Source organism: Enterobacter sp. DTU_2021_1002640_1_SI_PRY_ASU_LCPMC_013, from assembly GCF_032389435.1.
GTDB lineage: Bacteria > Pseudomonadota > Gammaproteobacteria > Enterobacterales > Enterobacteriaceae > Enterobacter > Enterobacter hormaechei_C.
Genome location: NZ_CP135594.1, coordinates 1,350,357 through 1,375,153 on the forward strand (window position 1 = coordinate 1,350,357; position 24,797 = coordinate 1,375,153).

General features: G+C 54.1%; 23 protein-coding genes and 5 tRNA genes. 24 read left to right on the plus strand and 4 right to left on the minus strand.

What is annotated here, in order from left to right; translation table 11 throughout:
- Positions 1–3 precede the first annotated feature (3 nt).
- From odhB to sucD, 3 genes are all read left to right on the plus strand, one after another.
- Positions 4–1,230 (plus strand): 2-oxoglutarate dehydrogenase complex dihydrolipoyllysine-residue succinyltransferase, encoded by a 1,227-nt coding sequence (gene odhB / locus RS584_RS06420; protein ID WP_003858613.1) that lies wholly within the window; start codon positions 4–6, stop codon positions 1,228–1,230.
- An 85-nt stretch (positions 1,231–1,315) separates the two neighbouring features.
- On the plus strand, positions 1,316–2,482 hold the full coding sequence (gene sucC / locus RS584_RS06425) for an ADP-forming succinate--CoA ligase subunit beta (protein ID WP_017384968.1): 1,167 nt from the start codon (positions 1,316–1,318) through the stop codon (positions 2,480–2,482).
- Positions 2,482–3,351 (plus strand): succinate--CoA ligase subunit alpha, encoded by an 870-nt coding sequence (sucD, locus tag RS584_RS06430; protein WP_003858609.1) that lies wholly within the window; start codon positions 2,482–2,484, stop codon positions 3,349–3,351. Before sucC ends, sucD begins: the two co-directional genes overlap by 1 nt.
- 86 nt (positions 3,352–3,437) lie before the next feature.
- Here sucD and RS584_RS06435 read toward each other — a convergent pair whose 3' ends face one another.
- Positions 3,438–4,154 carry a GntR family transcriptional regulator gene (locus tag RS584_RS06435; protein ID WP_017384967.1) on the minus strand — a complete coding sequence of 239 codons (717 nt, stop codon included), beginning with the start codon at positions 4,152–4,154 and terminating at the stop codon, positions 3,438–3,440.
- Positions 4,155–4,324: 170 nt separating this feature from the next.
- Between RS584_RS06435 and mngA the strand changes: the two genes are divergently transcribed.
- From mngA to pnuC, 20 genes are all read left to right on the plus strand, one after another.
- Entirely contained in the window at positions 4,325–6,241 is a 1,917-nt protein-coding gene (gene mngA, locus RS584_RS06440; protein WP_315749117.1) for a PTS 2-O-a-mannosyl-D-glycerate transporter subunit IIABC, read from the plus strand.
- A 23-nt stretch (positions 6,242–6,264) separates the two neighbouring features.
- On the plus strand, positions 6,265–8,901 hold the full coding sequence (mngB, locus tag RS584_RS06445; protein ID WP_315749118.1) for a mannosylglycerate hydrolase: 2,637 nt from the start codon (positions 6,265–6,267) through the stop codon (positions 8,899–8,901).
- Positions 8,902–9,580: 679 nt separating this feature from the next.
- Positions 9,581–11,149 carry a cytochrome ubiquinol oxidase subunit I gene (gene cydA / locus RS584_RS06450; RefSeq protein WP_003858601.1) on the plus strand — a complete coding sequence of 523 codons (1,569 nt, stop codon included), beginning with the start codon at positions 9,581–9,583 and terminating at the stop codon, positions 11,147–11,149.
- Between the two features lie 15 nt (positions 11,150–11,164).
- Positions 11,165–12,304 carry a cytochrome d ubiquinol oxidase subunit II gene (gene cydB, locus RS584_RS06455; RefSeq protein ID WP_023303309.1) on the plus strand — a complete coding sequence of 380 codons (1,140 nt, stop codon included), beginning with the start codon at positions 11,165–11,167 and terminating at the stop codon, positions 12,302–12,304.
- A gap of 14 nt (positions 12,305–12,318) precedes the next feature.
- Positions 12,319–12,432: a cytochrome bd-I oxidase subunit CydX gene (cydX, locus tag RS584_RS06460; protein ID WP_003858598.1), complete on the plus strand. Its 114-nt coding sequence runs from the start codon at positions 12,319–12,321 to the stop codon at positions 12,430–12,432.
- Positions 12,432–12,722 (plus strand): cyd operon protein YbgE, encoded by a 291-nt coding sequence (gene ybgE, locus RS584_RS06465; protein ID WP_003858596.1) that lies wholly within the window; start codon positions 12,432–12,434, stop codon positions 12,720–12,722. The genes cydX and ybgE overlap by 1 nt, the downstream gene beginning before the upstream one ends.
- 148 nt (positions 12,723–12,870) lie before the next feature.
- Positions 12,871–13,275 (plus strand): tol-pal system-associated acyl-CoA thioesterase, encoded by a 405-nt coding sequence (gene ybgC, locus RS584_RS06470; protein ID WP_315749119.1) that lies wholly within the window; start codon positions 12,871–12,873, stop codon positions 13,273–13,275.
- Entirely contained in the window at positions 13,272–13,964 is a 693-nt protein-coding gene (tolQ, locus tag RS584_RS06475) for a Tol-Pal system protein TolQ (RefSeq protein ID WP_003858590.1), read from the plus strand. The genes ybgC and tolQ overlap by 4 nt, the downstream gene beginning before the upstream one ends.
- A gap of 3 nt (positions 13,965–13,967) precedes the next feature.
- Positions 13,968–14,396, plus strand: a complete 429-nt coding sequence (gene tolR, locus RS584_RS06480; RefSeq protein ID WP_003858589.1) for a colicin uptake protein TolR — start codon at positions 13,968–13,970, stop codon at positions 14,394–14,396.
- 28 nt (positions 14,397–14,424) lie between these two features.
- Complete coding sequence (tolA, locus tag RS584_RS06485) at positions 14,425–15,606, plus strand: cell envelope integrity protein TolA (RefSeq protein ID WP_315749120.1); 1,182 nt, start codon at positions 14,425–14,427, stop codon at positions 15,604–15,606.
- A gap of 100 nt (positions 15,607–15,706) precedes the next feature.
- Positions 15,707–16,999: a Tol-Pal system beta propeller repeat protein TolB gene (gene tolB / locus RS584_RS06490; RefSeq protein ID WP_017384962.1), complete on the plus strand. Its 1,293-nt coding sequence runs from the start codon at positions 15,707–15,709 to the stop codon at positions 16,997–16,999.
- A gap of 34 nt (positions 17,000–17,033) precedes the next feature.
- Entirely contained in the window at positions 17,034–17,555 is a 522-nt protein-coding gene (gene pal / locus RS584_RS06495; protein ID WP_003858578.1) for a peptidoglycan-associated lipoprotein Pal, read from the plus strand.
- A gap of 9 nt (positions 17,556–17,564) precedes the next feature.
- Positions 17,565–18,353: a cell division protein CpoB gene (gene cpoB / locus RS584_RS06500; RefSeq protein ID WP_003858574.1), complete on the plus strand. Its 789-nt coding sequence runs from the start codon at positions 17,565–17,567 to the stop codon at positions 18,351–18,353.
- Positions 18,354–18,514: 161 nt separating this feature from the next.
- Positions 18,515–18,590, plus strand: a tRNA-Lys gene (locus RS584_RS06505).
- Between the two features lie 27 nt (positions 18,591–18,617).
- Positions 18,618–18,693, plus strand: a tRNA-Val gene (locus RS584_RS06510).
- 3 nt (positions 18,694–18,696) lie between these two features.
- Positions 18,697–18,772 (plus strand) — tRNA-Lys (locus tag RS584_RS06515).
- Between the two features lie 41 nt (positions 18,773–18,813).
- Positions 18,814–18,889, plus strand: a tRNA-Lys gene (locus RS584_RS06520).
- 31 nt (positions 18,890–18,920) lie between these two features.
- Positions 18,921–18,996, plus strand: a tRNA-Lys gene (locus tag RS584_RS06525).
- A gap of 230 nt (positions 18,997–19,226) precedes the next feature.
- Complete coding sequence (gene nadA / locus RS584_RS06530; RefSeq protein ID WP_048973327.1) at positions 19,227–20,270, plus strand: quinolinate synthase NadA; 1,044 nt, start codon at positions 19,227–19,229, stop codon at positions 20,268–20,270.
- Between the two features lie 22 nt (positions 20,271–20,292).
- Positions 20,293–21,012, plus strand: coding sequence for a nicotinamide riboside transporter PnuC (gene pnuC, locus RS584_RS06535; protein WP_315749121.1), 720 nt, complete (start codon positions 20,293–20,295; stop codon positions 21,010–21,012).
- On the opposite strand, the gene zitB is transcribed toward pnuC, so the two are convergent.
- On the minus strand, positions 21,009–21,947 hold the full coding sequence (gene zitB, locus RS584_RS06540) for a CDF family zinc transporter ZitB (RefSeq protein WP_017384958.1): 939 nt from the start codon (positions 21,945–21,947) through the stop codon (positions 21,009–21,011). The two genes, pnuC and zitB, sit on opposite strands and share 4 nt — an antisense overlap.
- Positions 21,948–22,046: 99 nt before the next feature.
- Complete coding sequence (locus RS584_RS06545) at positions 22,047–22,406, minus strand: protein YbgS (RefSeq protein WP_017384957.1); 360 nt, start codon at positions 22,404–22,406, stop codon at positions 22,047–22,049.
- 304 nt (positions 22,407–22,710) lie between these two features.
- Between RS584_RS06545 and aroG the strand changes: the two genes are divergently transcribed.
- The gene (aroG, locus tag RS584_RS06550; RefSeq protein WP_003858564.1) at positions 22,711–23,763 is read left to right on the plus strand and encodes a 3-deoxy-7-phosphoheptulonate synthase AroG; all 1,053 of its coding nucleotides are present in this window, start codon (positions 22,711–22,713) and stop codon (positions 23,761–23,763) included.
- 61 nt (positions 23,764–23,824) lie between these two features.
- Here the strand turns inward: aroG and gpmA are convergent, their stop codons facing one another.
- On the minus strand, positions 23,825–24,577 hold the full coding sequence (gene gpmA / locus RS584_RS06555; RefSeq protein ID WP_315749122.1) for a 2,3-diphosphoglycerate-dependent phosphoglycerate mutase: 753 nt from the start codon (positions 24,575–24,577) through the stop codon (positions 23,825–23,827).
- Between the last annotated feature and the right edge of the window lie 220 nt (positions 24,578–24,797).

The window sequence follows — 24,797 nt, forward strand, 5'->3', positions numbered from 1 at the left end:
ATAATGAGTAGCGTAGATATTCTTGTTCCCGACCTGCCTGAGTCCGTAGCAGATGCAACCGTCGCCACCTGGCACAAAAAACCAGGCGACGCGGTAACCCGTGACGAAGTGCTGGTAGAAATCGAAACTGACAAAGTGGTACTGGAAGTACCGGCTTCAGCGGATGGCATTCTGGATGCAGTCCTGGAAGATGAAGGTACAACCGTCACTTCACGCCAGATCCTGGGTCGCCTGCGTGAAGGCAATAGCGCGGGCAAAGAGTCCAGCGCCAAATCTGAAGAGAAAGCGTCTACTCCGGCCCAGCGCCAGCAGGCGTCTCTGTCCGATCAGACCAATGACGCGCTCAGCCCGGCGATCCGTCGCCTGCTGGCTGAGCACAGCCTCGATCCGGCAGCCATCAAAGGCACCGGCGTGGGTGGCCGTCTGACGCGCGAAGACATCGACAAGCATCTGGCAAAAGCGCCTTCTGAGGCGAAAGCGGAAGCGAAAGCCCCTGCGGCAGCACCAGCGGCACAGCCAGCTCTGGGCGCACGTAGCGAAAAACGCGTGCCTATGACCCGCCTGCGTAAGCGCGTGGCCGAGCGTCTGCTGGAAGCGAAAAACTCCACCGCGATGCTGACCACCTTCAACGAAGTCAACATGAAGCCAATCATGGACCTGCGCAAGCAGTACGGTGACGCGTTTGAAAAACGTCACGGTATCCGTCTGGGCTTCATGTCCTTCTACGTGAAAGCGGTAGTTGAAGCGCTGAAACGCTACCCGGAAGTGAACGCGTCTATCGATGGCGATGACGTGGTTTACCACAACTACTTCGACGTCAGCATGGCGGTTTCTACCCCGCGCGGCCTGGTTACCCCGGTTCTGCGTGACGTGGATACCCTGGGTATGGCTGACATCGAGAAGAAAATCAAAGAGCTGGCCGTGAAAGGCCGCGACGGCAAGCTGACCGTTGAGGACCTGACTGGCGGTAACTTCACCATTACCAACGGTGGTGTGTTCGGCTCGCTGATGTCTACCCCGATCATCAACCCGCCGCAGAGCGCGATCCTGGGTATGCACGCCATTAAAGATCGTCCAATGGCGGTAGACGGTAAAGTTGAGATCCTGCCGATGATGTACCTGGCGCTCTCTTACGATCACCGCCTGATCGACGGCCGCGAGTCCGTAGGCTTCCTGGTTGCCATTAAAGAGCTGCTGGAAGATCCAACGCGTCTGCTGCTGGACGTCTAGTTTTTGCAGTCTTGCCCGGCGGCGCGTTGCTTGCCGGGCCTACAAAAGCACTACCTAACGATTACCTGAAGGATGGATAGAACACATGAACTTACATGAATATCAGGCCAAACAGCTGTTTGCCCGGTATGGCTTACCGGCTCCGGTGGGTTATGCCTGTACTACCCCGCGTGAAGCAGAAGAAGCCGCGTCTAAAATCGGTTCCGGCCCGTGGGTAGTTAAATGTCAGGTTCACGCTGGTGGCCGTGGTAAAGCGGGCGGTGTGAAGGTTGTTAAGAGCAAAGAAGAGATCCGTGCGTTTGCTGAACATTGGCTCGGCAAGCGTCTGGTAACCTACCAGACAGATGCGAACGGCCAGCCGGTTAACCAGATCCTGGTTGAAGCGGCAACCGACATCGCGAAAGAACTGTACCTCGGCGCAGTCGTAGACCGTAGCTCCCGTCGCGTGGTGTTCATGGCGTCTACCGAAGGCGGCGTGGAAATCGAAAAAGTGGCGGAAGAAACCCCGCACCTGATCCACAAAGTGGCTATCGATCCGCTGGCGGGCCCAATGCCTTACCAGGGTCGTGAGCTGGCATTCAAACTGGGTCTGGAAGGCAAGCTGGTTCAGCAGTTCACCAAGATCTTCATGGGTCTGGCGACCATTTTCCTGGAGCGCGATTTGGCGCTGATCGAGATCAACCCGCTGGTGATCACCACCCAGGGCGACCTGATCTGCCTCGACGGCAAGCTGGGCGCTGACGGCAACGCGCTGTTCCGCCAGTCCGATCTGCGTGAAATGCGCGATCAGTCTCAGGAAGATCCGCGTGAAGCACAGGCTGCACAGTGGGAGCTGAACTACGTCGCGCTGGATGGCAACATCGGCTGCATGGTTAACGGTGCGGGCCTGGCAATGGGCACCATGGACATCGTTAAGCTGCACGGCGGTGAGCCAGCAAACTTCCTCGACGTGGGCGGTGGCGCAACCAAAGAGCGCGTAACCGAAGCGTTCAAAATCATTCTCTCTGACAGCAACGTGAAAGCGGTTCTGGTGAACATCTTCGGCGGTATCGTACGTTGCGACCTGATCGCCGACGGTATCATCGGCGCGGTAGAAGAAGTGGGCGTTAACGTTCCGGTTGTTGTACGTCTGGAAGGGAACAACGCTGAACTCGGCGCGAAAAAACTGGCTGACAGCGGCCTGAATATTATTGCAGCGAAAAGTCTGACGGATGCAGCTCAGCAGGTTGTTGCCGCAGTGGAGGGGAAATAATGTCCGTTTTAATTAATAAAGATACCAAGGTTATCTGCCAGGGCTTCACCGGTAGCCAGGGGACTTTCCACTCCGAACAGGCGATTGCCTACGGTACGCAGATGGTTGGCGGCGTAACGCCAGGTAAAGGCGGCACCACGCACCTGGGCCTGCCGGTGTTCAACACCGTGCGTGAAGCGGTAGAAGCGACGGGCGCAACCGCGACCGTGATCTACGTACCGGCGCCGTTCTGCAAAGACTCTATTCTGGAAGCGATCGACGCAGGCATTAAGCTGATCATCACCATCACCGAAGGCATCCCGACGCTGGATATGCTGACCGTGAAGGTGAAGCTGGACGAAGCAGGCGTGCGCATGATCGGCCCGAACTGCCCAGGCGTTATCACTCCAGGCGAATGCAAAATCGGCATCATGCCGGGCCACATTCATCGCCCAGGCAAAGTGGGTATCGTGTCCCGTTCCGGTACCCTGACCTATGAAGCGGTTAAGCAGACTACCGACTACGGTTTCGGCCAGTCCACCTGCGTGGGCATCGGCGGTGACCCGATCCCGGGCTCTAACTTCATCGACATCCTGAAGCTGTTCCAGGAAGATCCACAGACCGAAGCGATCGTGATGATCGGTGAGATCGGTGGTAGCGCGGAAGAAGAAGCGGCTGCTTACATCAAAGATCATGTGACCAAGCCGGTGGTGGGTTACATCGCGGGTGTGACCGCGCCGAAAGGCAAACGTATGGGTCACGCGGGCGCGATTATCGCAGGCGGTAAAGGTACGGCTGATGAGAAATTCGCAGCACTGGAAGCCGCAGGCGTGAAAACCGTTCGCAGCCTGGCGGATATCGGTGAAGCACTGAAATCCATCATTAAGTAAGTCCTCTCTGCTCCCCGATTGGGGCGCGTTGAAGTATAAAAAAATGTCCGTTTCGACATGGTTGGCCGCTGTAAAGCGGCCTTTTTTTATTGCCTGCGTTTAGCCACCAGGGTGAATTTATAGTCGTCGGTGTTAAACACGTTGCGACTGTATTCAAATACCCGGCCGTCTTTCAGAAAGCCACGAGAGACTTTTTCCAGAATCGGTTTTGCCGGATCGAGCGCCAGGGCGGCAATCGCCTCGTCCGATGGCATGACTGGCACCAGCTCCTGCTCGCTGCGATCGATAACCATCTTTTTGATCTGCTCAATGTAATGGTATTTCGACTGTTCCATCACTTCCCAGGTGAGGTCGGGGAACATCGCCAGCGGCATCCATGTCTCTTCCAGATTCACCGGCTTTTCCCTGATGAAGCGTACGCGCTTGACGTGCCAGACCTTATCATCCGGATTGAGCGCAAGTTTTGCCGCGAGCCGCTCATCGGCTTTCACCACTTCGAAGACGCTGACGTCGCTGTGCGTATCGACGTTGCGATCCGCTAACTTTTCGTAAAAGCCGGTGAGCTGATAAATATCGTAATTCACCCGCTCCTCTTTTACATACGAGCCGCTGCCCTGAATACTTTCGATGATCTGCTCGTCGGCGAGCAGCTTCAAAGCCTGCCGCACGGTGACCCGGCTGACGCTAAACGCCTCCTGAAGGCTGGATTCCGTCGGCAGCGCGTCGCCAGGTTTTAACTCACCGGCATTAATTTTCTCGCGGAACGCATCGGCGATCTGCCGGTACATCGGTTTATTGCCCATTGTGTCGCGCCTTTTTAATACGTTTTCAGGGAATTATGCCTTCAGTGGTAAATTTGTAAATAATACAAATAAGATACAAATATCGGTGTTAGTGAAAATGATCACATAAATGTATTATCCGGTCTGCCACAATCCTCCCCAGACAATAACTTTGGATAGGTGAGGATCTTATGAACCTGACGACTCTGACCGACCCCCGTGCTGTCTGCGTGCAGGCGCAGTTTACCAGCCGTGATGAGGCAATCCGTCAGCTTGCGACGCGGCTGGTGGCGTTGGGCAAAATAGCCAACGCCGATACGTTTCTGGCAGACGTTTTCCATCGGGAATCGCTTGGCCCGACGGCGCTGGGCGAGGGGCTGGCCGTACCTCATGGTAAATCAGTGGCGGTAAACGAAGCGGCTTTTGCCGTGGCCACACTGCGTGAGCCGCTGGCCTGGGAAGGTGTGGACGGACCGGAGGAGGTTGAGCTAATTTTTCTGCTCGCCATTCCTCCCGCACAAGCGGGATCAACGCATATTCAGGTCCTGACGGAACTGACGTCTCGCCTGGCGGATGACGAGCTCAGGGCGCGCGTGATGACGGCGACCAGCGCGGAAGCGGTGCTTGCGGCGCTGGAAAAGGCGCCTGACGCACGAGAAACCGCCGTTGCGGAGAATGCCCCGACGATCGTCTGCGTTACCGCCTGTCCGGCCGGGATCGCCCATACCTACATGGCAGCGGAATATCTCGAAAAAGCGGGACGTAAGCTCGGCGTCAATGTGGTGGTCGAAAAGCAGGGGGCAAATGGTATTGAGGGGCGCATCACCGCGCAGCAGTTGCAGGAGGCAAAAGCGTGTATCTTCGCGGCGGAAGTGGCGATCAAAGAGCGTGAGCGTTTTCAGGGGATGCCCGCCATTTCCGTGCCCGTCGCGGAACCCTTACGCCATGCGGAAGCGCTCATTGAGCGTGCGCTGGCGCTACAGCCTGTATCCGATGCGCGTCCTGCGCACGTCGACTCGGACGCGAAAAAGTGCGTTAAAACCGAACTCAAGCAGGCGCTGCTCAGCGGTATCTCCTTTGCGGTGCCGCTGATTGTCGCTGGCGGCACGGTGCTGGCAGTGTCGGTACTGCTGGCGCAAATCCTGGGCTTGCAGCATCTGTTCGATCAGGAAAATTCGTGGCTGTGGATGTACCGCAAACTGGGCGGCGGGATGCTCGGTATTCTGATGGTGCCTGTTCTGGCGGCCTATACCGCTTACTCGCTGGCGGATAAACCTGCGCTAACGCCGGGCTTTGCGGCGGGTCTTGCCGCCAATATGATCGGCTCTGGTTTTCTCGGGGCCATCGTCGGCGGGCTGATTGCGGGCTACCTGATGCGCTGGGTGAAAAACCACATCCGGCTGAGTAGCCGCTACAACGGCTTTCTGACCTTTTATCTCTATCCGGTGATTGGCGTGCTGGGCGCAGGCAGCCTGATGCTGTTTGTGATCGGCGAACCGGTAGCCTGGATCAATAACGCCCTGACCGCCTGGCTTAACGGTCTGTCCGGCGCGAATGCGCTGCTGCTGGGGGCGATCCTGGGCTTTATGTGCTCGTTCGATCTGGGCGGTCCGGTCAACAAAGCCTCTTACGCGTTCTGTCTGGGGGCGATGGCGAATGGCGTATACGGGCCTTATGCGATTTTTGCCTCCGTCAAAATGGTATCGGCCTTTACCGTGACGGCATCAACGATGTTGGCTCCGAACCTGTTCAAACAGTTCGAAATTGAAACCGGCAAGTCCACCTGGCTACTGGGGCTGGCGGGCATCACCGAAGGGGCAATTCCGATGGCTATTGAGGATCCTTTGCGGGTCATTGGCTCATTTGTTCTGGGGTCAATGGTGACCGGAGCGATTGTCGGGGCGATGGGGATTGGGCTATCCACCCCCGGCGCGGGCATTTTCTCGCTCTTCTTACTGCATGATGCCGGGCTGGGCGGCGTGATGGCCGCTGTCGGCTGGTTTGGCGCCGCGCTGGCTGGCGCCGCAATCTCTACGCTCATTTTACTGCTCTGGCGACGCCAGGCCGTGAAGAGCGGCACCTACGTGACTGAAGACATACCATCGTAAACACGCACTGACAGGAAACGAAGATGAAAGCTGTATCTCGCGTTCATATCACGCCACATATGCACTGGGACCGGGAGTGGTACTTCACCACCGAAGCGTCACGTATTCTTCTGGTCAATAATATGGAAGAGATCCTCACTCGTCTTGAGCAGGACACAGAGTATAAATACTACGTACTCGACGGCCAGACGGCGGTGCTGGAAGATTATTTTGCCGTGAAACCGGAAAACAGGCCACGCGTGAAGGCGCTGGTGGCGGCCGGGAAGCTGATTATTGGGCCGTGGTATACCCAGACGGATACCACCCTTGTTTCCGGCGAGTCGATTGTCCGAAATCTGATGTACGGTATACGCGACTGTCTGGCCTTTGGCGAGCCGATGAAAATTGGCTATCTGCCGGACTCCTTCGGCATGTCTTCCCAGCTGCCGCACATTTACAATGGTTTTGGCATCACGCGCACCCTGTTCTGGCGCGGGTGTTCCGAGCGGCACGGTACCGATAAAACCGAATTTCTCTGGCAAAGTCAGGACGGCAGCGAAGTGACGGCACAGGTGCTGCCGCTGGGCTACGCGATTGGTAAGTACTTACCGGAGGATGAGGCCGGGCTGCGCAAACGGCTCGACACGTACTTCGAGGTGCTGGAAAAAGCCTCCGTGACGAAAGAAATTTTGCTGCCTAACGGCCATGATCAGATGCCGCTCCAGCAGAACATCTTTGCGGTGATGGATAAGCTGCGCGAAATCTATCCGCAGCGTCAGTTTGTGATGAGCCGCTTCGAGGACGTGTTTGACCACATTGACGCGCACCGCGATGAACTGGCGACGCTGAAAGGGGAGTTTATTGACGGTAAATATATGCGGGTGCACCGGACGATAGGCTCCACGCGAATGGACATTAAAATCGCCCACGCCCGGATAGAGAATAAAATCGTCAACGTCCTTGAGCCGCTGGCCACGCTTGCCTGGACGCTGGGCTTTGAGTATCACCACGGCTTGCTGGAAAAAATGTGGAAAGAGATCCTCAAGAATCACGCCCATGACAGTATCGGCTGCTGCTGTAGTGACAAAGTGCATCGTGAGGTGATGTCCCGCTTCGAGCTGGCGGAAGACATGGCCGATAACCTGACGTGCTTCTATATGCGCAAGATTGTCGACAACATGCCGCAGAGCGAGGAAGACAAACTGGTGATGTTTAACCTCACGCCCTGGCCGCGTGAGGAAGTGATTAACACCACGATACGTCTGCGCGCCAGCCAGTTCCGCCTGCTGGACGATAGGGGGAATGAAATCCCTTACTGCCTGCGCAGCGCGCGTGAAATCGACCCCGGCTTGATTGACCGGCAAATTGTGCATTACGGCAACTACGATCCCTTTATGGAGTTTGATATCCAGCTCAATCAGATCCTGCCATCAATGGGTTACCGCACGCTCTATATCGAGCCGCACGTGGCCGGCAAGCTGCTGGCGGCAGAAAAATCGTCGGAGGCGTTGCTGGAAAATGCTTTCTGGGAAATAACGTTAAACGACGACGGCACCCTGCGTCTGCTCGATAAAGCGTCCGGGCTTATCTATGACCGCGTGCTGGAAATAGAAGAGAGCTCGGATGATGGCGATGAGTACGACTACTCGCCTTCACGGGAAGAGTGGAGACTCACTTCCGCTCAGGGCGAGCATGAGGTTGAGGTGATCCACGAGGCCTGGCAGAGCAGGGCGGTGATCCGCCATCGCATGGCGGTGCCGGCGGATCTCGCCGAACGTTCTGCGCGTCAGCAGACGGGAACGCTTGAGGCAGAGCTCACGGTCACGCTCAGCCATAACAGCCGACGTATCGACGTTGAGGCGCGTCTCGGAAATCACGCGGATGACCACCGTGTGCGGGTGCTGATCCCGACGCCATTTACCACAGACACGGTGTTAGCCGATACCCAGTTCGGTTCGCTGACGCGACCTGTACAGGATGAAGCGATGGCGAACTGGCAGGAGGAGGGCTGGAAGGAAGCGCCGCTGCCGGTGTGGAATCTGCTCAACTACGCGGTGCTCCAGGAACGGCGTAACGGGATGGCGCTGTTTACCGAAGGGTTACGCGAATTTGAAGTGACTGGCGAGCGTCAAAAAACGTTTGCCCTGACGTTGCTTCGCGGCGTGGGGGTGCTTGGGAAGGAAGATTTACTGCTGCGCCCTGGCAGACCGTCCGGGATCAAAATGCCGGTGCCTGATTCGCAGATGCGGGGCCAGTTAACCTGTCGCTTTAGCCTGTTCAGTTTTAATGGTACGCCCGTCAGTGCTGGCGTTGCGCAGCAGGCGAAGTCGTGGTTAACGCCAGTGCACTGTTATAACAAAATCCCGTGGGATGCGATGAAGCTTAACCGCGCCTCTTTCACCACCCCTTGTAGCTATAGCCTGTTAACGCTGGCGCCTAACGGATGTGTACTCAGTGCGCTGAAAAAAGCGGAGGATCGTGACGAGATGATTCTTCGTCTGTACAACCCTTCGGGGACCCGCTCCTGTGACGTGGCTTTGTCTGTGAACCGTGAGGTCCAGGCATGTTGCGAAACGGACATGAATGAGGTGCGCAAGGCGCAAGGGGAGGAGGGTTCAGCCATTACGGGGTCGTTCCGGCCATGCCAGTCACGCACCTTTAGCATAAAAATTGAAAGGTAATCCTCCGAACAAAATAAAGGCCGCATTCCTGCGGCCTTTATTTCATCAAATAGTCACGAAAGGGTGTTAATTTTAAGATTATTAAAGGTGAATGAAATGTAATCTTTTCGGCGGGTAGCAAAGCGAAAGAAAAATACTGTGAAGCAGATAACATTATATGTTTATCTTCCGGCAAAATGCGTTTTTTCTTGCGCGTTAATAAAAATCACAACTGTTTATATTATCTTCTGGCTTTTATAACCAATAACGCCTTTAAATATACATATTGTTAACAAGGTTTTTACTATCCGCACCACAAAGAAACATCATTAACAGCTCTGACTGTTTTTGATTTAAATCAATGTTTAATCCTTGGAAAAAGCTTCCGAAAGGCGTTAAATTGTTCCCGATCAAAATGGCCGAAAAGTGGTAATTTTGCTATAAATTGATCGCCGTCGAAAAACGTAAATCTGTTCGAATAAAAACCTGTTTATTGTAAGGGTTTTGCAGCGTATTATATTTACGGGATCAATTTGGTTTTTTCTTAACGTATTTGTAACCTTTCATCATTGCTTTTTCCTCCTGAAGAGAATAAGCAACGAAGAAGGGAAGCAGATAACTTTGTATTGGGGCATGCGTGTGGATCCTTATCTAACGGGGTTCACTCTCGGAGTCTTCATGCGATGAGCAAGGAGTCATAATGTTAGACGTAGTCGAACTGTCGCGCTTACAGTTTGCCTTGACCGCGATGTACCACTTCCTGTTTGTGCCGCTGACGCTCGGTATGGCGTTCCTGCTGGCCATCATGGAAACGGTTTACGTCCTCTCCGGCAAACAGATTTATAAAGATATGACCAAGTTCTGGGGCAAGTTGTTTGGTATCAACTTTGCGCTGGGCGTGGCAACCGGTCTGACCATGGAGTTCCAGTTCGGGACAAACTGGTCTTACTATTCCCACTATGTGGGGGATATTTTCGGTGCGCCGCTGGCCATTGAAGGTCTGATGGCCTTCTTCCTCGAATCCACCTTTGTAGGTCTGTTCTTCTTCGGTTGGGACCGTCTGGGTAAAGTCCAGCATATGGCGGTAACCTGGCTGGTGGCATTAGGCTCCAACTTGTCCGCACTGTGGATCCTGGTGGCGAACGGCTGGATGCAAAACCCAATCGCATCTGATTTCAACTTCGAAACCATGCGTATGGAGATGGTCAGCTTCGCTGAGCTGGTCCTGAACCCGGTTGCTCAGGTTAAATTCGTTCACACCGTGGCGTCTGGCTATGTGTGCGGCGCGATGTTCGTGCTGGGCATCAGCTCCTACTATATGCTGCGCGGCCGCGACTTCGCGTTCGCCAAGCGTTCTTTTGCTATCGCAGCAAGCTTCGGTATGGCCGCGATTCTGTCCGTTATTGTTCTGGGTGATGAATCCGGTTACGAAATGGGCGACGTGCAGAAAACCAAACTCGCCGCAATTGAAGCTGAATGGGAAACCCAGCCGGCACCGGCAGCGTTTACCCTGTTCGGCGTGCCTGACCAGGAAGCGCAGGAAAACCGCTTCGCCATTCAAATTCCTTACGCTCTGGGTATTATCGCCACGCGCTCCGTCGACAAACAGGTGACTGGCCTGAAAGATCTGATGGTGCAGCATGAAGAGCGTATCCGTAACGGGATGAAAGCCTACTCGCTGCTGGAACAGCTGCGCGCCGGCTCTACCGACCAGGCCGTTCGCGATCAATTTAACGACGTGAAGAAAGACCTCGGTTACGGTCTGCTGCTGAAACGCTATACCCCGAACGTCTCTGACGCGACGGAAGCGCAGATTCAGATGGCAACCAAAGACTCTATTCCACGCGTTGCGCCGCTGTACTTCGCGTTCCGCATCATGGTGGGTTGCGGCATTATCATGCTGCTGATCATCGCGGCCTCGTTCTGGTCAGTCATTCGTAACCGTATCGGTGAGAAAAAATGGCTGCTGCGCACCGCGCTGTACGGTATCCCACTGCCATGGATTGCTATCGAGTCCGGTTGGTTTGTTGCAGAATATGGCCGTCAGCCGTGGGCGATCGGTGAGGTGCTGCCAACAGCGGTAGCGAACTCCTCCCTGACCGCAGGCGACCTGATCTTCTCCATGCTGCTCATTTGCGGTCTGTACACCCTGTTCCTGGTGGCTGAACTGTTCCTGATGTTCAAGTTCGCGCGCCTTGGCCCAAGCAGCCTGAAAACCGGTCGCTACCACTACGAGCAGTCTGTTGCGACTACTCAGCCGGCACGCTAAGACAGGAGTCATCAAATGATCGATTATGAAGTATTGCGTTTTATCTGGTGGCTGCTGATCGGTGTTCTGCTGATTGGTTTCGCGGTCACCGATGGTTTCGACATGGGCGTGGGCATGCTCACCCGTTTCCTCGGTCGTAATGACACCGAGCGTCGAATCATGATCAACTCCATCGCCCCGCACTGGGACGGTAACCAGGTGTGGCTGATCACCGCAGGCGGCGCGCTGTTCGCTGCCTGGCCGATGGTCTACGCGGCTGCGTTCTCCGGCTTCTATGTGGCGATGATTCTGGTGCTGGCTTCTTTATTCTTCCGTCCGGTGGGTTTCGACTACCGTTCCAAGATTGAAGACACCCGCTGGCGTAACATGTGGGACTGGGGCATCTTCATCGGTAGCTTCGTTCCACCGCTGGTCATTGGTGTGGCGTTCGGTAACCTGTTGCAGGGCGTACCGTTCCACGTCGACGAATATATGCGTCTGTTCTACACCGGTAACTTCTTCCAGCTGCTGAATCCGTTTGGTCTGCTGGCAGGCGTGGTGAGCGTGGCGATGATCATCACCCAGGGGGCAACCTATCTCCAGATGCGTACCGTAGGTGAACTGCATCTGCGTTCCCGCGCTACCGCTCAGGTGGCAGCGCTGGTGACGCTGGTCTGCTTCGCGCTGGCAGGCGTGTGGGTGGTGTATGGTATTGATGGATACGTGGTGACGTCCGCTATCAACCATGCTGCACCGTCTAACCCGCTGACCAAAGAGGTGGCGCGTCAGGCCGGTGCATGGCTGGTGAACTTCAACAATACCCCTGTGCTGTGGGCTATCCCGGCTCTGGGTGTGCTGCTGCCACTGCTGACCGTGCTGACGTCTCGTCTGGAGAAAGGCGCTCTGGCGTTCGTATTCTCTTCCCTGACGCTGGCGTGCATCATCCTGACGGCCGGTATTGCGATGTTCCCGTTCGTGATGCCATCCAGCACCATGATGAATGCCAGCCTGACCATGTGGGATGCAACGTCCAGCCATATGACGCTGAACTTAATGACCTATGTGGCTTGCGTGTTCGTTCCGATTGTTCTGGCTTACACCATCTGGTGTTACTGGAAAATGTTCGGTCGTATCACTAAAGAACATATCGAAAGCAACACCCACTCTATGTACTAAGTAAGGAGCTGAATATGTGGTATTTCGCATGGATTTTAGGGACGCTTCTTGCCTGTGCGTTTGGTGTCATCACTGCCCTGGCGCTTGAGCATGTAGAAGCGACCAAAGCAGGTGAAGAAAAGCACTAATGAATATTATCGCAACGTTATATGCGGTAATGGATAAGCGCCCCTTGAGGGCGCTTTCCCTCATTATGGCATTACTGCTGGCAGGCTGTATCTTCTGGGACCCGTCGCGCTTCGCGGCGAAAACCAGCGAGCTTGAAATCTGGCACGGCTTCCTGATTATGTGGGCGGTGTGCGCAGGCGTGATTCACGGTGTCGGCTTTCGTCCGAAAGCGCTACACTGGCAGGGCATCTTCTGCCCACTGATTGCCGATCTGGTTCTCCTCGCCGGTTTGATTTTCTTCTTCTTCTGAATAAGAAATGTCCGTTAACGTTATGGGCTTACCCTGGCCCATAAAAATTTACTCTCCGTTTACTTTCTCCCATTCCAAACCATCATTCCCGCGCGTATAGTAGCGAAGTTTGAAAGCTCCAACTTTTCTTGTATTACCGGGATGTAAAGTGAATACAACGCTGTTTCGATGGCCGGTTCGTGTCTACTACGAAGATACCGATGCCGGTGGTGTGGTCTACCACGCCAGCTACGTTGCTTTTTATGAACGGGCACGCACAGAGATGCTGCGCCATCATCACTTTAGTCAACAGGTGCTGTTGGCTGAGCGAGTTGCCTTCGTGGTACGCAAGATGACGCTTGAGTATTTTGCGCCTGCCAGACTCGACGATATGCTCGAAGTCCAAACAGAAATTACATCAATGCGCGGATCTTCACTGGTTTTCACGCAGCGGATAGTCAATGCAGAGAACACGGTACTGAACTCAGCTGAAGTCCTGATTGTCTGTGTTGATCCAACCATAATGAAGCCTCGTGCGCTTCCTAAGTCTATTGTCGCGGAGTTTAAGCAGTGACTGACATGAATATCCTTGATTTGTTCCTGAAGGCAAGCCTTCTGGTTAAACTTATCATGTTGATTTTGATTGGTTTTTCAATCGCATCCTGGGCCATCATCATCCAGAGAACGCGTATCCTCAATGCCGCTGGCCGCGAAGCCGAAGCGTTTGAAGATAAGTTCTGGTCGGGTATTGAGCTTTCGCGTCTGTACCAGGAAAGCCAGGGACGCCGTGATAACCTTTCAGGCTCCGAACAAATTTTCTACAGCGGTTTCAAAGAGTTCGCTCGCTTACATCGCGCTAACAGCCATGCGCCGGAAGCCGTGGTAGAAGGGGCGTCGCGTGCGATGCGCATCTCCATGAACCGCGAACTGGAAAATCTTGAAACGCATATTCCTTTCCTCGGAACCGTTGGCTCCATCAGCCCGTATATCGGCCTGTTTGGTACGGTGTGGGGGATCATGCACGCCTTTATCGCCCTTGGGGCGGTGAAGCAGGCAACGTTGCAGATGGTTGCGCCGGGTATCGCAGAAGCACTGATCGCGACCGCAATCGGTCTGTTCGCCGCAATTCCGGCGGTAATGGCGTACAACCGTCTGAACCAGCGCGTGAACAAACTGGAACTGAACTACGACAACTTTATGGAAGAGTTCACCGCGATTCTGCATCGTCAGGCGTTTACCAGCACCGAGAGCAACAAGGGGTAAACCATGGCCAGATCGCGTGGACGAGGTCGTCGCGAGCTCAAGTCCGAAATCAATATCGTTCCGTTACTGGACGTGCTGCTGGTGCTGCTGCTGATCTTTATGGCGACGGCGCCCATCATCACCCAGAGCGTGGAAGTTGATCTGCCGGATGCGACAGAATCACAGGCGGTAAGCACCAATGACGATCCTCCGGTCATCATTGAGGTTTCCGGCGTAGGGCAGTACAGCGTGGTGGTAGAGAAAGATCGTATGGATCAGCTTCCGCCAGAGCAGGTTATTGCTGAAGCGCAACGACGCCTGGAGTCAAATCCGAAGACGGTCTTCTTAATCGGTGGTGCGAAAGACGTACCATATGATGAAATTATCAAAGCGCTGAACTTGCTACATAGCGCGGGCGTTAAGTCAGTTGGCTTAATGACTCAGCCTATTTGATCATCTGCGTAGTTTTTGGGAACCGATAGTGTCAAAGGCAACCGAACAGAACGACAAGCTTAAGCGAGCGATAATCGTCTCCGCAGTGCTGCACGTAATTCTTTTTGCAGCGCTGATCTGGAGTTCGTTCGATGAGCACCTTGATGCATCAGGCGGCGGTGGGGGCTCGTCTATCGACGCCGTCATGGTGGATCCCGGTGCGGTAGTGCAGAACTATAATCGCCAGCAACAGCAGCAGGCGAGCGCAAAACGCGCGGAAGAACAGCGTGAAAAACAGGCGCAACAGCAGGCGGAAGAGCTGCGTGAAAAGCAGGCCGCCGAGCAGGAACGTCTGAAGCAGCTTGAGAAAGAGCGTTTGCAGGCGCAGGAAGCCGCTAAAGAGCAGGCGGAGCAGCAGAAACAGGCTGAAGCCGCAGCGAAGAAAGCTCAGGAACAGCAGAAGCAGGCGGAAGAGGCGGCAGCCAAAGCCGCAGCAGACGCGAAGGCGCAGGCAGATGCTCAGGCTAAGTTAGCCGCAGACGCGGCGAAGAAAGCGGCTGCTGATGCGCAGAAGAAAGCGGAAGCCGAAGCAGCGAAGAAAGCCGCTGCTGATGCGAAGAAGAAAGCAGAAGCCGAAGCGGCGAAAAAAGCGGCCGCTGACGCACAGAAGAAAGCCGAAGCGGAAGCCGCCAAAAAAGCTGCGCAGGAAGCAGAGAAGAAAGCGGCTGCTGATGCTGCGAAAAAAGCGGCCGCCGCCGAGAAAGCTGCGGCAGAAAAAGCCGCCGCTGCGGAAAAAGCCGCAGCTAAAAAGGCCGCTGCTGCGGAAAAAGCCGCTGCCGCAGGGGTTGACGATCTGCTGGGCGACCTGAGCTCCGGTAAGAATGCACCGAAAACGGGCGGTGGGGCGAAAGGAAGTAACGCAGCACCGGCAGGAAGTGGTAACACTAAGAACAACGGTGCTTCTGGCGCTGAGATCAACGACTATAAGAATCAGATTGCTGCGGCTATTGCCAGCAGACTTAACGATAAATCGCTCTATACCGGGAAAACGTGCCGACTGCATATTAAACTGGCTACGGATGGTATGGTGCTGAGCGTTGAGTCAGAAGGGGGAGATGAAGCGTTATGCCAGGCTGCACTTGTGGCAGTGAATCAGGCAAAACTGCCAAAACCTCCGTCACAGGCTGTCTATGAAGTGTTCAAAGACGCTTCGCTGAACTTTAAGCCATAAGCAGAGCTGCGGTTATCGGGTTCTGATAGTTTTGTGTATTTGAGTTTGTTAACCTTCTGCTAAATTATCCAGGACTTATTGTTCGGATAAGGGAGATATGATGAAGCAGGCATTACGATTAGCTTTTGGTTTTTTAGTACTGTTGACGTCAGCAGTGCATGCCACAGTAAGCATCGACATTACCGACTGGAACGACTCAGCGCGTCCAATCGGTGTCGTTCCGTTCCAGTGGGCAGGCCCGGGCGCTGCGCCTGAAGATATTGGCGGCATTGTTGCAGCTGACCTGCGTAACAGCGGTAAATTTAACCCCTTAGATCGTTCTCGTCTGCCGCAGCAGCCGGGTACCGCTCAGGAAGTTCAACCTGCTGCATGGTCTGCACTGGGTATTGATGCCGTGGTTGTCGGACAGGTTACTCCTGCGCCAGACGGCGGCTATAACGTCGCTTATCAGCTGGTGGATACCGGCGGTGCGCCGGGTACCGTTCTGGCTCAAAACACGTATAAGGTGAACAAGCAGTGGTTGCGTTACGCAGGCCATACGGCGAGTGACGAAGTGTTTGAGAAGCTGACCGGTATTAAAGGTGCGTTCCGTACTCGTATCGCGTACGTAGTACAGACCAACGGCGGCCAGTTCCCTTATGAGCTGCGCGTCTCTGATTACGATGGCTACAACCAGTTCACCGTACACCGTTCACCACAGCCGCTGATGTCTCCGGCATGGTCTCCGGACGGCTCTAAGCTGGCGTACGTGACCTTCGAAAGCGGCCGTTCCGCGCTGGTTATCCAGACGCTCTCTAACGGTGCTGTGCGTCAGGTTGCGTCATTCCCGCGTCACAACGGTGCGCCTGCGTTCTCTCCGGACGGTACCAAACTGGCGTTTGCCCTGTCTAAAACCGGTAGCCTGAACCTGTACGTGATGGATATTGGTTCTGGTCAGATCCGTCAGGTCACGGATGGTCGTAGCAACAACACTGAGCCAACCTGGTTCCCGGACAGCCAGAATCTGGCCTTTACGTCTGACCAGGCAGGTCGTCCACAAGTTTATAAAGTGAATATCAACGGCGGAGCAGCGCAGCGTATTACCTGGGAAGGTTCTCAGAACCAGGATGCTGACGTCAGTGCCGATGGTAAAACGATGGTAATGGTCAGTACTGCGGGTGGTCAGCAGCACATTGCCAAACAAGATCTGGTAACGGGGGGCGTACAAGTACTGTCGTCAACGTTCCTGGATGAAACGCCAAGTCTGGCACCTAACGGCACCATGGTAATCTACAGCTCTTCTCAGGGGATGGGATCCGTGCTGAATCTGGTTTCTACAGATGGGCGTTTCAAAGCGCGTCTTCCGGCAACTGATGGACAGGTAAAATCACCTGCCTGGTCGCCGTATCTGTAATAATAATTAATTGATTACTAAAGGAATCTTAGAAATGCAACTGAACAAAGTGCTGAAGGGGCTGATGATCGCTCTGCCTGTTATGGCAATCGCAGCGTGTTCTTCTAACAAGAATGCAAGCAATGACCAGAGCGGCGAAGGCATGATGGGTGCCGGCACCGGTATGGACGCTAACGGCAATGGCAATATGTCTTCTGAAGAGCAAGCGCGTCTTCAGATGCAGCAGTTACAGCAGAACAACATCGTTTACTTCGATCTGGATAAATACGACATCCGTTCTGACTTCGCTGCAATGCTGGATGCGCACGCAAACTTCCTGCGTAGCAACCCGTCTTACAAAGTCACCGTAGAAGGTCATGCGGACGAACGTGGTACTCCAGAGTACAACATCTCCCTGGGTGAACGTCGTGCAAACGCTGTTAAAATGTACCTCCAGGGTAAAGGCGTTTCTGCTGACCAGATCTCCATCGTTTCTTACGGTAAAGAAAAACCAGCAGTACTGGGTCACGACGAAGCGGCTTACTCCAAAAACCGTCGTGCCGTACTCGTTTACTAAGAGAATTGCATGAGCAGTAACTTCAGACATCATCTGATGAGTCTGTCGTTACTGGTTGGAATAGCGGCCCCCTGGGCCGCTTTTGCTCAGGCACCAATCAGTAGTGTCGGCTCAGGCTCGGTAGAAGACCGGGTCACTCAACTCGAGCGTATTTCTAACGCTCACAGCCAGCTTTTAACTCAACTCCAGCAGCAGCTTTCCGATAACCAGAATGATATTGATTCCCTTCGTGGTCAGATCCAGGAGAGTCAGTATCAGCTTAATCAGGTTGTGGAGCGGCAGAAGCAAATTTTGTTGCAGATGGATAGCCTGAACAGCGGCGGAGCAGCAGCACAGCCAGCAGCAGGCGATCAAAGCGGTGCGGCAACGCCTGCACCTGCGGCAGATGCCTCCGCGTCGTCTGGTGCGCCTGTACAGAGCGGTGACGCGAATACGGACTACAACGCGGCCATTGCCCTGGTGCAGGACAAATCGCGCCAGGACGATGCTATCGTTGCGTTTCAGAACTTCGTTAAGAAGTACCCTGATTCCACTTACCAGCCAAATGCGAACTACTGGCTGGGTCAGTTGAATTACAACAAGGGTAAAAAGGATGATGCGGCGTTTTATTTTGCCTCTGTGGTGAAAAATTACCCGAAATCACCGAAAGCGCCTGATGCGATGTATAAAGTCGGCGTGATCATGCAGGACAAAGGCGACACTGCAAAAGCCAAAGCGGTTTATCAGCAGGTGGTTGCAAAATTCCCGGGTACAGACGGCGCCAAACAAGCGCAAAAACGTTTAAGTTCGATGGGTTGATTATCGCATGACCAGAAATCGCGTCATTTCTGGTCGTGCAGCATGATTCCTAAGCAGTTAAGTGATCTTCATCGAAATTTTTGTTGCGCAGAATTCTTAAATCAGTAATATATGCCGCCGTTGCCACGGGATATCAAACAACGTGAAAGCAGCGCAAAAGTGGGTCGTTAGCTCAGTTGGTAGAGCAGTTGACTTTTAATCAATTGGTCGCAGGTTCGAATCCTGCACGACCCACCACTTAAAGCAGTTCTGGCAGTACAGAGTGGGTGATTAGCTCAGTTGGTAGAGCATCTCCTTTACACGGAGGGGGTCGGCGGTTCGAGCCCGTCATCACCCACCACTCGGGTCGTTAGCTCAGTTGGTAGAGCAGTTGACTTTTAATCAATTGGTCGCAGGTTCGAATCCTGCACGACCCACCAATTTTATTGGTTCCGAGTGATAATTCAGGCAACACCCGAACGGGTCGTTAGCTCAGTTGGTAGAGCAGTTGACTTTTAATCAATTGGTCGCAGGTTCGAATCCTGCACGACCCACCAGCCTGAATAGATTTGAAGTACATCCCGCAAGGGGTCGTTAGCTCAGTTGGTAGAGCAGTTGACTTTTAATCAATTGGTCGCAGGTTCGAATCCTGCACGACCCACCAGTGTTGAAAGGCGCCCTAAAGGCGCCTTTTTGCTATCTGTCGTTCGCCAGTGCCTTGTAGGTCGGGTAAGGCGAAGCCGCCACCCGACAGATGCTACCGGCATCAATTCCCGATGACATTCCCCCTCAAATTCGCTATCTTGTTTAGTATACAAAACACCATTGCCTCATTTTTGTTATCTCATGCAAAACAAAGGCAATATTGTTAAGCCAGTAAAACGAGAAGCCATAATGAGTGTGATGTTTGATCCCGAAACCGCAATCTATCCCTTCCCGCCGAAGCCCGCTCCGCTAAGCCGGGATGAAAAACAGTTCTATCGTGAAAAAATTAAGCGCCTGCTTAAAGAGCGTGATGCGGTGATGGTGGCGCATTACTACACCGACCCGGAAATTCAGCAGCTGGCAGAAGAGACGGGCGGCTGTATCTCAGACTCCCTGGAAATGGCGCGTTTCGGTGCAAAACATCCTGCCTCCACGCTGCTGGTTGCAGGTGTGCGCTTCATGGGCGAAACGGCAAAAATTCTCAGCCCGGAAAAAACCATACTGATGCCGACGCTGAATGCCGAATGCTCCCTTGACCTCGGTTGCCCGATTGATGAGTTCACCGCCTTCTGTGATGCCCACCCTGATCGTACCGTGGTGGTCTATGCCAACACGTCTGCGGCGGTGAAAGCCCGGGCAGACTGGGTAGTGACCTCCAGTATCGCCGTTGAGCTGATTGAGCATCTGGACAGCCTGGGGGAGAAAATCATCTGGGCGCCCGATCGTCACCTGGGAAACTACGTACAAAAACAGACCGGTGCGGATGTGCTGTGCTGGCAGGGCGCCTGTATCGTTCACGACGAGTTTAAGACCCAGGCCCTGACGCGCATGAGAGGGTTATACCCGGACGCCGCGATTCTGGTGCACCCGGAATCCCCGCAGTCCATCGTTGACATGGCGGATGCCGTCGGGTCAACCAGCCAGCTTATTCATGCTGCGAAAACCCTGCCGCACAAGCAGCTCATTGTGGCGACCGATCGCGGTATCTTCTACAAGATGCAGCAGGCCGTGCCGGAAAAAACGTTGCTCGAAGCGCCGACCGCCGGAGAAGGGGCGACCTGCCGAAGCTGCGCGCATTGCCCGTGGATGGCGATGAATGGGCTCAAAGCGATTGCGGAGGGGCTGGAGAACGGTAGCGCAGCACATGAGATCCACGTGGATGCCGCCCTGCGTGAAGGCGCGTTAATTCCACTTAACCGTATGCTGGATTTTGCGGCTACACTACGTACTTAACTTATTACGCCCCGGAGAAAAAATGGATTTTTTTAGCACACAGAACATCCTGGTTCATATCCCGATTGGTGCGGGCGGCTATGACCTGTCGTGGATTGAAGCGGTCGGTACGCTGGCCGGTTTACTCTGTATCTGGCTGGCCAGCCTTGAGAAGATCAGCAACTATGCGTTCGGGCTGATAAACGTCACGCTGTTTGCGATCATCTTCTTCCAGATCCAGCTCTACGCCAGCCTGCTTCTACAGCTGTTCTTCTTCGCAGCCAATATCTATGGCTGGTACGCCTGGTCTCGGCAAAACAGTCAGCAGGAGGCGGAACTGCAAATCCGCTGGCTGTCGTTGCCAAAAGCCATCGCCTGGTTCGCGGCCTGCGTGGTGGCTATCGGCTTTATGACCGTCTTTATTGATCCGGTATTTGCCTTCCTGACGCGCGTGGCGGTCTCGGTCATGTCGGGTCTGGGATTAAATGTGACGATGCCTGAGCTTCAGCCGGATGCCTTCCCGTTCTGGGATTCCTGCATGATGGTGTTGTCGATTGCCGCAATGATCCTGATGACCCGTAAATACGTTGAGAACTGGCTGCTGTGGGTGGTCATCAACGTCATTAGCGTGGTGATTTTTGCCCACCAGGGTGTTTATGCCATGTCGCTGGAGTACATGCTGCTGACGGTCATTGCCCTGAACGGCAGTCGCATGTGGATTAACAGCGCGCGTGAGCGTGGCTCGCGCGCGCTTTCCCGTTAATGGTGATGGGCGTGTGAGTGGCCGGACTGCGCCTCGTTCAGGTGACAGTCTGGCCCGTTACATGGCTGATACTCCATCTGGATGGTGGCGTGCGCAATTTCGTAGTGATGCTCAAGGAAGTGCCGAATACGTTCAAGCAACGCATCGTGATCGTGGGGCGGAATAACCTGAACGTGCAGCGTCATAAGCGGTTTCTCACCCACCAGCCAGACGTGAACGTGGTGAACGTTACGGACTTCAGGAATGGAACGACACAGATTGCGTTTTAGCTCGCCAATATCCAGCGACGTGGGAGCGCCTTCCAGCAGCTCATTGACGCTCTCTTTCAACAGCCGCCAGGCACTGCGTAATACAAGGCACGATACCAGCACGGAAAGAATCGGGTCGATAGGGGTCCAGCCCGTGCCCATAATGATCAGCGCGGCTACGATGGCCCCTACGGAACCCAGCAGATCGCCCAGCACATGAAGCGCCGCGGCCCGTACGTTCAGATTTTTTTCACTGCTACCGCGGTGCAATATCCAGAACGCCAGAATATTGGCGACCAACCCGGCAATGGCGATAACCATCATTGTCGTCCCGGCTATCGGTTGTGGATGCCGAAAGCGCTGAAAAGCCTCCCAGACGATAAGAAGAGTAATGACCACCAGTGCAATCGCATTCACAAAGGCGGCAAGCGTGGTCAGTCTGAGCCAGCCAAAGGTGTGGCGGGTATTGGGAGGGCGACGGGCAAACTGCACGGCCAGCAGAGCAAACAGGAGCGCGGCAGCGTCGGTCAGCATATGCCCGGCATCGGCCAGCAGCGCCAGCGATCCGGATATCAGCCCGCCTATTACCTCAATTATCATAAAGGTGGCAGTGACGCCAAAAGCCAGCAGAAGCCGTTTGGCATTTTCATCGCCAGTGGAGTGGGAATGGGAGTGGGAGTGCGCCATGGTATCGTTCCTGATTTATTATTATTTTTAGTTTAGCGTTTTTAAGAGCTTAAATAAAAAAGGAGAGCATTCGCTCTCCCTGTTTTACCTTACGGAAGGTTACTGGGTAGTACCGTCCGTTTTGGTATTGGCATCGCTGCCTACTTTGTCATTCGGGTCCGGGCATTTCCCGTCTTTACACACAGAGTTTTTATGAACCTCGTCGGTGGTCATACCTTCATGGTTCATCGTGCCTGTGCTCGTCCCGCCGGTGTTGGTATTGCCCGTGTTGATATTACTGTTATCAACATTGTTTGGCGCAATATTCTGTTTTGCATCCGGCGCAACCTGGCCCGCTTCGGCAGCAGCATTAGCGTCGCCATTGCTGCCGGATGAGCCTGCGTCAGCAGCCAGTACGCTACCGCTTGCCAGAGTAAGGGTTGCCGTCAGGAAAAGCGTAGTCAGTTTCGTCATTTTCATCATGGTGCTCCTGTTCTTATCGTTACGCTGGATAACATTCTCCAACAGTGCATCTTGTTCAGTGGCGAAAGATCCCAGTTTCCTGATTTATGTCAGGATGGAATCGCGTATAAATATTTAAAAACAGTCGTTACAAGTAAAAAGCTTAGGCCAGATCTCATTTTTCGCTATTTTGTTGTGTATTTTAGACGAATTCCAGGAATTATCTGCGCGAAGTGTAAAAGCCCGTTTACACTTCGTGGCCGACAAGTTAGATTGAAAGGATTGCTTTCATTACTAAAGATATGGCAGAGCCGGAAAGAAGATGAATTATCAGAACGACGATTTACGCATTAAAGAGATCAATGAGTTATTACCTCCCGTAGCGCTCCTTGAAAAATTCCCCGCCACCGAAAATGCCGCCAACACGGTGTCTCATGCCCGCAAGGCGATCCACAAGATCCTGAAAGGTAGCGACGATCGTCTTCTGGTAGTCATTGGGCCGTGCTCCATTCACGATCCTGCTGCGGCCAAAGAGTATGCGTCGCGTCTGCTCGCCCTGCGTGAAGAGCTGAAAGGCGAACTGGAAATCGTGATGCGCGTTTATTTCGAAAAACCGCGTACCACCGTGGGCTGGAAAGGGTTGATCAACGATCCGCATATGGACAACAGTTTCCAGATCAACGACGGCCTGCGCATTGCGCGTAAGCTGCTGCTGGAGATCAACGACAGCGGGCTGCCTGCTGCCGGAGAATTCCTCGATATGATCACCCCGCAGTATCTGGCTGACCTGATGAGCTGGGGCGCTATTGGCGCGCGTACGACGGAATCTCAGGTTCACCGTGAGCTGGCGTCTGGCCTGTCATGCCCGGTGGGTTTCAAAAATGGCACTGATGGCACCATTAAAGTCGCTATTGACGCCATTAATGCGGCTGGCGCGCCGCACTGCTTCCTGTCGGTGACCAAGTGGGGCCACTCCGCTATCGTGAATACCAGCGGTAATGGCGATTGCCATATCATACTGCGCGGCGGTAAAGAGCCTAACTACAGTGCTAAACACGTAGCGGAGGTAAAAGCAGGGCTGGAGAAAGCGGGTCTGGCACCGCAGGTGATGATCGATTTCAGCCATGCCAACTCCAGCAAACAGTTTAAAAAGCAGATGGAAGTCGGCGCAGATGTGTGTCAGCAAATCGCCAGCGGTGAACGCGCAGTGATTGGGGTGATGATTGAGAGCCATCTGGTGGAAGGCAACCAGAACCTGGAGGGCAGCGAGCCGCTGGTCTACGGTAAGAGCGTGACGGATGCCTGCATTGGCTGGGACGATACCGATGCGATCCTGCGTCAGTTGGCGGATGCGGTTAAAGCGCGTCGCGGCTAAGTTTGTCCCGGGCAATAAAAAAGCGTGGATTGCTCCACGCTTTTTTTATGTCCGGGGAATATTACTTCGCTTTACCCTGGTTCGCCACGGCCGCCGCTTTTGCAGCGATTTCGTCGGCGTTACCCAGGTAGTAATGTTTAACTGGCTTGAAGTTTTCGTCGAACTCGTACACCAGCGGCACGCCGGTAGGGATATTCAGCTCGAGGATTTCATCTTCACCCATGTTGTCCAGGTATTTCACCAGCGCACGCAGGGAGTTACCGTGAGCAGCGATAATGACGCGCTCGCCTCTTTTCAGGCGTGGCAGAATGGTTTCGTTCCAGTAAGGCACAACGCGGTCGATGGTCAGCGCCAGGCTTTCGGTCTGCGGCAGTTCAGCCTCAGTCAGCTTCGCGTAACGCGGATCGTGGCCCGGGTAGCGCTCGTCATCTTTGCTCAGCTCTGGAGGCGTGACCGCAAAACCACGACGCCACTGCTTAACCTGCTCGTCACCGTATTTTTCTGCGGTTTCCGCTTTGTTCAGACCTTGCAGCGCACCGTAGTGACGCTCGTTCAGTTTCCAGGATTTCTCAACCGGCAGCCAGGCCTGATCCAGCTCGTCCAGAACGTTCCACAGGGTATGGATGGCACGTTTCAGCACAGAGGTGTAAGCAAAGTCAAAGGTGAAGCCTTCTTCTTTCAGCAGTTTACCTGCCGCTTTTGCTTCGCTCACGCCTTTCTCGGACAGATCAACGTCATACCAACCGGTGAAGCGGTTTTCGTTGTTCCACTGGCTTTCGCCGTGGCGCACCAGGACAAGCTTAGTATTAGCCATTTCTTACTCCTCAAGCATTTTGAATGATAACAATTCTCATTATATTGCCGTGACTGTGCCAGCAGCAACGCTTAACCCTAACCATAGCGAAAATAGTTCGAGAGTGTAAGATGCATGTGAATCCAGGGTTATGATTTTGTCTGCGATCGCCGCTATTTTCAGCAAGGCGGAGATAAAAAAGCCCTCGCGATGAGGGCCAGTCTTTTTTGCCGGATGGCGC